Origin of the sequence: Pseudoalteromonas sp. SG43-7, from assembly GCF_014164295.1 — a bacterium.
Classification (GTDB): Bacteria; Pseudomonadota; Gammaproteobacteria; order Enterobacterales; family Alteromonadaceae; genus Pseudoalteromonas; species Pseudoalteromonas rhizosphaerae.
The window spans coordinates 1-11,863 of record NZ_JACJEY010000084.1 but is presented as its reverse complement, the minus strand read 5'-3'; the positions used below and the strand labels follow the sequence as shown (position 1 = coordinate 11,863).

The following is an 11,863-nucleotide window of genomic DNA, read 5'->3' as shown; positions in this document are numbered from 1 at the left end:
TGATAGCTGATAGCTGATAGCTGATAGCTCGTAGCTCGTAGCTAATAACAATTTAACATCAAGAGAGTATTAAAATGCACGATTCATTAACGGACCTAAAGATTGGCATCATAGGTTTAGGCTACGTAGGCCTCCCATTAGCAGTTGAATTCGGTAAAAAATTCCCAGTTTTAGGTTTCGATATTAACCAAGGCCGAATTGCACAGCTACAGTCAGGTCATGATTCAACACTTGAAGTAAGTGATGAAGAGCTTAAAGAATCACCACATTTAAATTACTCTTACACTGTATCAGACCTTGAAAGCTGCAATGTATATATTGTGACTGTACCAACACCTATTGATGAGCATAAACAACCTGACTTAACACCGCTTATTAAAGCTAGCGAAATGCTAGGTAAAGTGGTTAAAAATGGCGACATCATTATTTATGAGTCAACAGTATACCCAGGTGCGACAGAAGAAGAATGCTTGCCTGTAGTTGAGCAAGTGTCAGGTCTTAAATTCAATCAAGATTTTTTTGCCGGCTATTCACCAGAGCGAATTAACCCAGGTGATAAAGAGCACCGTGTAACTAATATTTTAAAAGTTACATCTGGCTCAACCCCTGAAATTGCTGAGAAAGTTGATCAGCTTTATAAATCAGTAATCACTGCCGGTACACACAAAGCAAGTTCAATTAAAGTAGCTGAAGCTGCAAAAGTAATTGAGAACACCCAGCGCGATGTAAACATTGCCCTAATAAATGAGCTTTCAATTATTTTTAATAAGCTTAATATCGACACGCTTGAAGTATTAGAAGCAGCCGGCACCAAATGGAACTTTTTACCATTTCGCCCGGGCTTAGTTGGCGGGCACTGCATAGGTGTTGATCCGTATTACTTAACCCATAAAGCGCAAAGTGTAGGTTATCACCCTGAAATGATTTTGGCAGGCCGCCGTTTGAATGATGGCATGGGTAAGCATGTGATTTCTGAACTTGTTAAAAAGATGCTGAAAAAGCGTATTCAAGTTGATGGCGCTAATGTATTAGTAATGGGCTTAACCTTTAAAGAAAATTGCCCAGACTTACGTAATACCAAAGTGGTTGATATAGTTAGCGAGCTTAAAGAATATAACATTAATGTAGATATTGTTGACCCTTGGTGCTCAAACGATGAAGCACAACATGAATATGGTTTAGCGCTAACTGAAGAACACAAACAAAATAGTTATGATGCAATAATCCTAGCAGTTGGCCATAACGAGTTTAAAGAAATGGGGGCAACACAAATACGTGCATTAGGTAAAGCGCAACATGTTTTATATGACTTAAAATATGTGCTACCTAAGCAAGACGTAGATATGCGGTTATAAGACTTAGGTTCAAGGAGAAAGAGTAAAGATACAAGTTTTTACTCTTTTACTCTATTTTTCATAATATTATAAATTAACTTTGAAAGCTCGAAGCTCGAAGCTCGAATAAGGATCTCCATGACTCGTTACGAACAAATTAAAGCTGAATTATTAGCGTCACCAAAAACTTGGCTAATCACAGGTGTTGCAGGCTTTATAGGCTCAAACCTTTTAGAGCATTTATTAAAATTAAACCAAAAAGTAGTTGGATTAGATAACTTTGCTACAGGGCACCAGCATAACTTAGATGAAGTACAAAGCTTAGTTACACCAGAGCAGTGGCAAGGTTTTAATTTTATAGAAGGCGACATTCGTAATTACCAAGATTGCGAAAAAGCGATATCTAATAATAGTAATAACGTTGATTACGTATTACATCAAGCCGCACTAGGCTCTGTGCCTCGCTCAATTGCAGACCCGATAACGACTAATGCCGCTAATATCACTGGTTTTTTAAATATGCTACAGGCCGCAAAAGAGGCTAATGTTAAAAGCTTTACTTATGCAGCAAGTAGCTCAACATACGGTGACCACCCTGCATTACCAAAAGTTGAAGAAAATATTGGTAATCCACTATCACCTTACGCAGTAACTAAATATGTAAATGAACTTTATGCAGGTGTTTATGCCCGTACTTATGGCTTTAAAACAATTGGCTTGCGTTACTTTAATGTATTTGGTCAGCGCCAAGACCCTAATGGCGCCTATGCAGCAGTAATTCCTAAATGGACTGCGGCGATGATCCAAGGTGAGGATGTTTATATAAATGGCGATGGTGAAACCAGCCGGGACTTTTGCTTTATTGAAAATACAGTACAAATGAATATCCTTGCAGCCACGGCACCTGATGAAGCTAAAGACGAAGTTTATAATGTAGCTGTCGGTGATCGTACAACGTTAAATGATTTATATAAGTCAATACAGTCTGCTCTTAAAGAATGTGATGTAGAGGCTACTCAAGAGCCAATTTACCGCGATTTTAGAGCTGGTGATGTACGCCATTCTCAAGCAGATGTAAGTAAGGCTGTTAATAACCTAGGATACGCCCCTGAGTACAAAATATTACAGGGTATTAGTAAAGCAATGCCATGGTATAAAGAATTTTTAGGTAACAAATAAAATGAAAATATTAGTTACTGGAGGAGCTGGTTTTATCGGCTCTGCAGTTGTGCGTCACATTATTGAAAATACTCAAGACTTAGTAATAAACCTTGATAAACTTACCTATGCAGGTAATTTAGAGTCTCTTGAATCTATAAAGAGTTGCGAACGCTATGTATTTGAACAGGTTGATATTTGCAACCGCGCAGAGCTTGACCGAATATTCAAGCAGCATAAGCCTGATGCAGTCATGCACTTAGCCGCAGAGAGTCATGTAGATCGCTCAATAACAGGACCAGCTGAGTTTATACAAACTAATATTGTTGGTACTTATACCTTATTAGAGGCTGCCCGTGAGTATTGGAATGCATTAGATACTACTGCTAAAAATGCTTTTCGCTTTCATCATATATCTACTGATGAAGTGTATGGGGATTTACCGCACCCGAGCGATATTCATAATGATGAGTGTTTAATGATGAGTGGTGAATTGAGCAGTGATGAATTAAAAATTAAAAATTCATCATCAAACATTAAAAACTTGCCTCTTTTCACTGAGCAAACGCCTTACGCCCCTAGTAGCCCATATTCTGCTAGTAAAGCATCAAGTGATCACTTAGTTCGCGCATGGTTAAGAACCTATGGTTTTCCTACTATAGTAACAAACTGTTCAAATAATTATGGCCCTTACCACTTTCCTGAGAAACTTATTCCATTAGTAATACTTAATGCGCTTGAAGGTAAAGATTTGCCAATATATGGTAAAGGCGATCAAATTCGTGACTGGTTATACGTAGAAGATCACGCCCGAGCCTTATATAAAGTAGTAACTGAAGGTAAAGTAGGCGAAACATATAATATTGGTGGTCATAATGAAAAGCAAAATATTGAGGTTGTACAAACAATTTGCAGTATTTTAGATGAGCTAGCGCCCAGTGAAGCGAGAGATGTAAAGTGTAAAGATGGAAAACCCTTAACAACTTACTCTTCTCTAATTACATACGTAACCGATCGCCCTGGTCACGATAGACGCTATGCGATTGACTCAAGTAAAATGCAAAAAGAGTTAGGCTGGACACCAATCGAAACCTTTGAAACAGGGCTTCGTAAAACTGTGCAATGGTATTTAGATAATCAGACGTGGTGTCAAAATGTACAAGATGGTTCGTATCAAAGAGAGCGATTAGGGGCTTTGTAATTTTAAGTTGTGAATGTTGAATTAGCTGTTAATTTTGAAACATTAATTTAAAATTGCATAACATGGAACGTGTATGGCAAGACAAAATGCAGTATTAGATAAAAGTTTTCAGTTTTCTATTCGTGTTGTGAAATTATATAAGTACTTGGTGAATGAGCATAAAGAGTTTGTTTTATCTAAGCAGTTACTTCGTTCAGGGACGTCAATTGGTGCAAATGTAAATGAAGCACAAGCAGCTCAGAGTAAGGCTGATTTTGTTGCCAAAAATGAGTATTGCCAGCAAAGAAGCTCGTGAAACGCAGTATTGGATTAATTTACTCATTGAAACTGATTATTTAAATAGCAAAGAGCTATATGTAGAAACCTTACAAAAGGAAAGTAACGAGTTAGCTAAGTTACTAACAAGTATTGTAAAAACGTCACAGACTAACAAATAAGTATGGATATGAATAATTCAAAATTAAGCACTACAAATTCATCATTACGCAGTACCAAAGGAATTATCCTCGCTGGTGGCTCTGGTACTCGTCTTTACCCTATCACTATGGGTGTATCAAAACAGTTATTGCCAATTTACGATAAACCGATGATTTATTATCCGCTATCGGTTTTAATGCTAGCAGGTATTCGTGAAATATTAATTATTACTACACCAGAAGACCTTGACTCATTTAAACGCTTATTAAGTGACGGTTCACAGTTTGGTGTCGAGCTTAGTTATACAGTCCAACCTAGCCCAGATGGGTTAGCTCAAGCATTTATTTTGGGTGAAGACTTCATTGGTAATGACGATGTTTGTTTAGTCCTAGGAGATAATATTTTTTATGGACAAGGTTTTAGCCCTAAATTAAAGCATGCAGTACAAAATGCAAAAAATGGACAAGGTGCAACTGTCTTTGGTTATCAAGTGAAAGATCCTGAACGCTTTGGAGTTGTTGAGTTTGACGAAAATAATAAAGCTATTTCAATTGAGGAAAAACCATCGAAACCAAAATCACATTACGCGGTTACAGGCTTATATTTTTACGATAACTCCGTAGTGAAGTTAGCTAAACAAGTCGAACCTTCTCATCGTGGTGAATTGGAAATCACTTGCCTTAATGAAATGTATTTAAACCAAGGTAAATTGAATGTTGAAATGTTAGGGCGTGGTTTTGCGTGGTTAGATACAGGCACGCATGAAAGTTTACTTGAAGCTGCTCAATTCGTTGAAACCGTTGAAAAGCGGCAAGGTTATAAAATAGCTTGCTTAGAAGAAATAGGCTTCAATAACGGCTGGTTAACTAAAAAGCAAGTTGAAGAATTAGCACAGCCGTTCTTGAAGAATAGCTATGGCCAGTATTTAATTGAACTAATGAAAGTATAACTAATGATAGCTCTCAATAAACCTCTTACACCAGATTTATCAACGCTGACAAACTATTTAACTCAGGTAAATGATAGCGGCTGGTATACAAACTTTGGGCCTTTACATGAATTGTTAACGCAGCGACTAGAACAATATTTAGGTGTAAAAAACCTTTTATTGGTTTCTAATGGTACGTTAGCAATTCAGGTAGCTTGCAAAGCATTAAATATTAATTCAGCTATAACGACCCCATTTAGCTTTGTCGCAACAACAAGTTCTTTATTATGGCAAGGCATTGAAACTGCATTTTGTGATATCGATGCTGAAAGCTATAACTTGTGTCCACTATCGTTAGATAAAGCACTTAGCCAAGATGAGCATTATGAAGGTATTGTAGCTACCCATGTTTATGGTAACCCTTGTGATGTAGAATCACTTGCAAAAGTAGCTGATAAATATAATAAAAAAATAGTTTATGATGCAGCGCATGCTTTTGGTGTAAAGGTGGGTGGGGAGTCGGTACTTAATTTTGGTGATGCGAGCACATTAAGTTTTCATGCCACAAAAGTCTTTCATACGATTGAAGGTGGTGCGATTGTTTTTAAACATAAAGCTGATTATGAAAAAGCAAAGCAATTAATCAACTTTGGCATTCAAGTTGACGGCAGTTTAGGTGAAGCTGGTATTAATGCTAAGCTTAATGAATATCAATGTGCAGTTGGTTTAACATTACTTGATCAAATGGAAAGTGTGATAAGACACCGTGCGTCATTGTTCAATCATTATCGTACAGAGTTAAAGAGTATAACCGAAATAAAGTTACCTGACTGGCATTTAGGTGCTAACTTCAACGGTGCGTATATGCCTATTTATATTTCCGATATCGATAGGCAAGAAAGTATAATTACTGCTTTAAAAAATAATAACATTCAGTGTCGAAGGTATTTTACTCCTTCTTTAGATGTAGCGTATAGTCAACAGAAAAGTTTTGGTTGCGGAAATAGTCAAAGCATTGCTGGTGGCATAATTTGTCTACCATTACATAATTTTATGAGTGTTGAAGATGTATTAGTAGTCACTTACGTTATTAAGGGGATATTATGAGTTTTGCTGTAATGCAGCCCTATTTATTTCCTTATTTAGGTTATTACCAACTAGTCAGCGCTGTAGATAAATTCGTTTTTTATGACGATGTAACCTTTATAAAAGGAGGCTATATAAATCGGAATAATATTTTGTCTAACGGTAAAGCTCAGCGCTTTACTATTCCGGTGCCAGGCATGTCATCAAACATATTAATTAATGAACTAAGCTTTGATAAAAATATAAAAAAAACACTTAAAACAATTGAACAAAGTTATAAAAAAGCTCCTTACTTTGAGCGTGTTTTTCCACTTGTTGAGTCTGTATTGAATAATGGAAATAGACGTGTGGATCATCTTTGTGCAAAGAGTATTTCTGTCGTGTTTGATTATTTAGGTATTAATAAAGACTTTTATTTTTCAAGTGAACTCGCGTATAACCGTGATTTATCTGCTGCTGACAAGTTGATAGCGATGGCTGATGTTTTAAAATTAAGTGATTATATAAATAGCCCCGGCGGAAAGTCACTTTATAATAAAGAATATTTCGCTAAAAAAGAAATATCATTATCATTTATTGAAATAGAAAAGTATGAATACTCGCAAAATACAGGTGAGTTTATACCTCATCTATCGATGATAGATGTATTAATGTGGAATAGTAAAGTACAAATAATTGAGTTACTCAATAAATATAGGTTGGTCTAACCGATGGCCATTGGCGGTTATAATCAATTACCATTAATAAGTTTAGATACGCAATTAGGCACCGAAGCTTATAAATTTCAATCTGCGCGGGCGGCCTTATATGCATACCTGAGTGCTACGAAAATTAAAACACTGTATGTGCCAAATTATATTTGCGATAGTATTTTTCCAGCACTTAAGTCATTAACTGTTGAGGTTAAGTTTTATTCGGTTAACGAGCAGCTACTTCCTGTAAATTGCCCAGAGCTAACAGAGAAAAGCGATAGTAGAATACTGTTAGTTAATTACTTTGGTTTGTTAAATGAACAAATTAAAATGTTAACTGCCGTAAAACCCGAATTATTTATTGTAGATAATTCACAAGCTTTATTTTGTGAACATATTGAAGGTACAACAAGTATTTACTCACCACGTAAATTTTTAGGTATACCCGATGGTGGGCTGCTAAGAACAGAAATAAAAATTAATATGCCTGAGGCTCGGTATGATGCTAGCGAAAATGTGGGACATTTGCTACTACGTGCGGCAGGTGATGTACAAGCTGGGTACGCGCGTTTTTTAGACGCAGAACAGATGCTTGAATGCTTTATACCAAAAAAGATATCAGTAATATCGGCTCATTTAATTAAATGCGCAGATCTAAACACAATTAAAGAGAAGCGCCGACGTAACTACAAAATTTTATATAACAAGTTTCGAACACTAAACCAATTACAGCTCCCTATAAATGACCATGTGCCACTTTGTTACCCACTTAAACTAGAGTTAAATGTTACTAGTATCTGTAGGGAACTTATTGATAATGCAATTTATTTACCTAGATACTGGAGTAGTCAACATAGTGGGAGTGTAGGGAAAGGTATGTTTGAAAATACTTTGTTTTTACCTGTTGACGAACGTATTAGTACAACTGAATTATTACAGCTGGTTAAATTAATTAGAACCAAACTATAAATGTAAAATACTTATTCAAGCTTATCCAAAAGAGATTAATGATGAAAGAGATTTATTTAAGAGAATTATCCATAGCGGATGTGGAGACTTTAAATGAATGGCGTAATACAAAAAAAACCGTTGATTACTTGGGGGCAAATTTTCGTTACGTGGATATAGGTATAGACAAAAAGTGGTTTGAAAATTATCAGAATAATAGAGTGAATAATGTCCGCTTAGCCATCTGCTGTCAAGAAACCAATAAGTTATTAGGTGCTGTTTATTTGCTTAATATAGATTGGCTTAACCGTAATACGGAATTTGCAATTTGGTTAGGTGATGAAAGCAGCAGAGGGCAAGGCGTTGGAAAACGCGCTACAACACTTGTTTTAGAACATGCATTTTTAGACTTAAATTTACATAAGGTATATTTAACTGTATCAGAAAACAATCAAGCAGCAATAGGATTATATAACAAGGTAGGCTTTAAAAAAGAAGGCACTCTGATGGACGCAGTGTACAAAAATGGAAGATATACCAATATGATCTTAATGGCAATTATAAAAAAAAGTAATTAAGCGATATATGTCACTGAAAAAAAATATTATTGCAAATTATGCCAGTCAACTTTATGTAACCGGAATTGGTATATTGATTCTCCCTCTATATGTAAAGCATATGGGGGCTGAGGCATACGGGTTAGTTGGTTTTTTTGCTATGTTACAAGCTTGGTTTGCTTTATTGGATCTAGGATTAACGCCAACCATTAGCAGAGAAACTGCTCGTTACTTCGGCGCAAGTATGAGTGCACTTGCTTATAGGCAGTTATTTCGCGCATTAAGTAGCATCTTTATCTCAATAGCGTTATTAGGTGGCACAATATTGTGGCTGTTAGCCAGCTCAATTGCGAGTGAGTGGTTAAAAGTTGATTCTATACCGATTGCAGATGTAATATTTTCAGTTCAAATTATGGCGATAAGCGTTGCTTTAAGATGGATGACAGGGCTATACCGTGGAGTTATTACCGGGTGTGAGCAATTCATTTGGTTAAGTATAGTAAATACAGTGATAGCAACCTTGCGATTTATAGGGGTGTTTGTGTCTATGTGGCTATATGGCTTTACCCCATCAGTTTTTTTTGCTCATCAACTTGTCATTGCTATTTTAGAGCTACTGGTACTCTACTTTAAGGCTGCTCTCTCACTGCCTAGGAAAATAAGTTTACCAGAGGCAATAGGTTTTTCATTTTCGCCAATAAAGCCCGTTTTAAAGTTTTCATTAGCTATCGCGTTTACCTCATCAGTATGGGTATTAGTTACACAAACTGATAAATTAATATTATCCGGTATTTTACCGCTTGCCGAATATGGATACTTTACTATGGCCGTACTTGTAGCCAGTGGCATAATGATAATAAGTGGCCCGATTAGCAGCTCTATAATGCCAAGAATGGCACGGCTTCATGCAGAAGGTAAGCATCTAGAATTATTGAGTGTTTATAGAAACGCTACGCAGTTGGTTAGCGTAACATGCGGGTCAGCCGCTATTATAATAGCTTTTTTTGCAGAGTCTTTACTATATGTGTGGACGGGCGATCGTGAATTAGCCAAAAATAGCTCATTAATTCTTACATTATATGTTATTGGTAACGGTTTCTTAGCCGTGTCTGCATTTCCATATTATTTACAGTACGCTAAGGGAGACTTACGTTACCACTTAATAGGCAATGCAATAATGGCTGTAGTATTAATACCGAGCATTATTGTTGCAGCTACTTATTATGGCGGGGTAGGGGCTGGATATGCGTGGCTAGTAGTTAACGTGCTTTACTTATTGAGCTGGGCTGGTTATGTACATCATAAGCTAGAGCCGGGCTTACACGCTCAATGGTTATTGCTAGATATCATAAAAGTAGTTGCAGCTCCAGCGCTTATTGTATATGGATCGAAATACCTAATAGATACATCTTACACAGCAACAACTCGCTCTTCAGAGTTGATATTAATTATTACTGTTTCTTTACTGACACTTATAATCGCAGTTTTAAGCTCTCGGTACTTTAGAACTGGGCTATTTAGATTTATTTCATCAAAGGTTAAAAATGTTTGATTTAAAAGCTTTTCGTGAGCAATCACTTCCTACGCAAGCACAAATAACTTCACAATGGGATGGTAGCGCGCAATTGCCACTTGTGAGCGTTATTTGTACAGCGTTTAATCAAGAAAGTTATATAGAGGATGCACTGAAAGGTTTCTTAATGCAGAAAACGGATTTTCCGTTTGAAATAATTATTCATGACGATGCATCACTTGATAAAACTGCTGATATTATTAATTATTATGCAAAAAAATACCCATTGATAATTAAGCCCATCCTACAAGAAAAGAATCAATATACTATAAATGCACACTTACCATTTAAAAACTCCCTAGATAAGTCTGTTGGTGAATACTTAGCTCTTTGCGAAGGGGATGATTTCTGGATTAACCCTGAAAAGCTAAAAATACAAATTTCTTTAATGAAAAAACATCCTAAAATAAATATTTCATTTCACTCCTCGGGTATAGCATGTCAAACCAAAGTGTATAGCAATAGAATCGTTGCTATGCACTATAAAGTTATTAAGACTGTAAATTTGAATAGTGTAATTAAGAACGGTGGAGGTTATATGCCTACAGCATCATTATTAATAAAAAGAGATGTTTTGTTATGTTTACCATTATGGTTTTATAGTAAAGCACCAGTTGGAGACTATTATATACAAGTCCTGGCAAGTAGCCCTTACGGTGCATTGTTTGTTCCCGAGATAATGAGTGCATATAGGGTTGACGTTGAGGGTAGTTGGTCTAATAGTATGCATTCACATATAAAAGTTAAAAAAGTATTAGAGCGAATGGTTGAATGCAATAAATATTTGTCGAAGGACCTAAATGCGGATGAGCGTATAAAAATTTCTTTGAAAAAAAACATCTCAATCGCTTCGTATTCTTTTTTAAAAAATATAAATATTCCATTATTACAACGTAAAGAGATATATATGCGTTATAAAAATTACTTTTCAGTGTTCCAGAAATTATTTTGGTTATTTATTCTTAGCAATAAGAGTTCTTTGTTACTTAAAAAAATTAAAAATATACTATGATTTTAAATCCTTTTTTTTTAATGCTGTTCATTTACTTTTTGGCAAACACATATGCATTGATTAATTTACTTCGTGATGGAGGATTTAATGCATATGGTAGATTTTATTCTTTAGAAGTTGATTCTATATTGTATTCTTATTTTCTTCAGGTTTCTTTTTGGTTGTTGATCAGTTTTTTTTATTTTTTATTTATTAAAAAAATGCATCCTGTGAAATTATTAGGGGATAAATATGCTTGGTTCTTGATTGTAATAACTATTATGTTTTTTGTTTTTAATCTTTATACAGGTGCAGGCAAAGCTGGATCAGGTTTTTCTTTTAATAGTGCGAATTACTTTAATTATTTATTCGTTGCATTACAGCCTGATGTTTTATTCTTGTTGTTGGCTCCATTTTTACGATCGAAAAAGCTTTTTTTTGTAGTTTCTGCAACCTTTTTTATTTCTTTGTTATCTCGAGGTTGGATGGGATCAGTTATTCTTATTTTTATTGTTTTTTTAATAAGGTTTTACCCGGTTAGGATCAACTTAAAATCATGCGTAATATTATTTTTTTCAGGTTCTTTAATTGTTCTATTACTACCTCTTTTAGATGCTTTAAAATGGGGGATGCGGTTAGGTCTACCCATCACTGATGTTTTTTCTAATTTATTTACAAGAGGTTATTTTTCGGTTTTTGCTATTGTTTTTGACTCCATCGTTGACAGATTTCAGAATTTAAAATACGTTTCGCTAGTTTTTGAAAGTTCATCAGTCTTGCGAGATAAATTATTTCAAGGGGAGTTTGGTTGGTTTTATCAAAATGGAATAATTAATTCTATTTATTGTAAATTTTCTGAATGCTCTCCTGACATCAATATATATTTTGCTGGATATTTAGTCGGTGATACAGGCTTATCTTGGAACGTAGATGTAGGCTTATCTGGCTGGGCTGGAATTTTAGGTGTTTACTCCCCAT

The 11,863-nt window shown here is 35.4% G+C and carries 13 protein-coding genes; all 13 read left to right on the top strand.

Annotated elements, in window-relative coordinates:
* Positions 1–74: 74 nt before the first annotated feature.
* Positions 75–1,355, top strand: a complete 1,281-nt coding sequence (tviB, locus tag H5200_RS21840) for a Vi polysaccharide biosynthesis UDP-N-acetylglucosamine C-6 dehydrogenase TviB (protein WP_182762613.1) — start codon at positions 75–77, stop codon at positions 1,353–1,355.
* Positions 1,356–1,472: 117 nt separating this feature from the next.
* The gene (locus H5200_RS21835; RefSeq protein ID WP_182762611.1) at positions 1,473–2,513 is read left to right on the top strand and encodes an NAD-dependent epimerase/dehydratase family protein; all 1,041 of its coding nucleotides are present in this window, start codon (positions 1,473–1,475) and stop codon (positions 2,511–2,513) included.
* A gap of 1 nt (position 2,514) precedes the next feature.
* Positions 2,515–3,693 (top strand): dTDP-glucose 4,6-dehydratase, encoded by a 1,179-nt coding sequence (locus H5200_RS21830; RefSeq protein ID WP_182762609.1) that lies wholly within the window; start codon positions 2,515–2,517, stop codon positions 3,691–3,693.
* A gap of 73 nt (positions 3,694–3,766) precedes the next feature.
* A complete protein-coding gene (locus H5200_RS24155) occupies positions 3,767–3,988 on the top strand; it encodes a four helix bundle protein (RefSeq protein WP_259399258.1) in 222 nt (73 codons plus the stop codon).
* On the top strand, positions 3,960–4,130 hold the full coding sequence (locus H5200_RS24150; RefSeq protein ID WP_259399257.1) for a four helix bundle protein: 171 nt from the start codon (positions 3,960–3,962) through the stop codon (positions 4,128–4,130). The genes H5200_RS24155 and H5200_RS24150 overlap by 29 nt, the downstream gene beginning before the upstream one ends.
* An 8-nt stretch (positions 4,131–4,138) precedes the next feature.
* On the top strand, positions 4,139–5,059 hold the full coding sequence (rfbA, locus tag H5200_RS21820; RefSeq protein WP_182762607.1) for a glucose-1-phosphate thymidylyltransferase RfbA: 921 nt from the start codon (positions 4,139–4,141) through the stop codon (positions 5,057–5,059).
* A 3-nt stretch (positions 5,060–5,062) separates the two neighbouring features.
* Entirely contained in the window at positions 5,063–6,145 is a 1,083-nt protein-coding gene (locus tag H5200_RS21815; protein WP_182762605.1) for a DegT/DnrJ/EryC1/StrS aminotransferase family protein, read from the top strand.
* Positions 6,142–6,831: a WbqC family protein gene (locus H5200_RS21810; protein WP_182762603.1), complete on the top strand. Its 690-nt coding sequence runs from the start codon at positions 6,142–6,144 to the stop codon at positions 6,829–6,831. Before H5200_RS21815 ends, H5200_RS21810 begins: the two co-directional genes overlap by 4 nt.
* A gap of 3 nt (positions 6,832–6,834) precedes the next feature.
* Positions 6,835–7,785: a hypothetical protein gene (locus tag H5200_RS21805; protein WP_182762601.1), complete on the top strand. Its 951-nt coding sequence runs from the start codon at positions 6,835–6,837 to the stop codon at positions 7,783–7,785.
* Positions 7,786–7,823: 38 nt separating this feature from the next.
* Positions 7,824–8,342 (top strand): GNAT family N-acetyltransferase, encoded by a 519-nt coding sequence (locus tag H5200_RS21800; RefSeq protein ID WP_259399256.1) that lies wholly within the window; start codon positions 7,824–7,826, stop codon positions 8,340–8,342.
* Between the two features lie 7 nt (positions 8,343–8,349).
* Positions 8,350–9,873: an oligosaccharide flippase family protein gene (locus H5200_RS21795; protein ID WP_182762598.1), complete on the top strand. Its 1,524-nt coding sequence runs from the start codon at positions 8,350–8,352 to the stop codon at positions 9,871–9,873.
* On the top strand, positions 9,866–10,906 hold the full coding sequence (locus H5200_RS21790; protein WP_182762596.1) for a glycosyltransferase family 2 protein: 1,041 nt from the start codon (positions 9,866–9,868) through the stop codon (positions 10,904–10,906). The genes H5200_RS21795 and H5200_RS21790 overlap by 8 nt, the downstream gene beginning before the upstream one ends.
* Positions 10,903–11,863: oligosaccharide repeat unit polymerase (gene wzy / locus H5200_RS21785; protein ID WP_182762594.1), on the top strand; the 961-nt coding region annotated here is incomplete at its 3' end. The genes H5200_RS21790 and wzy, both read left to right, overlap by 4 nt.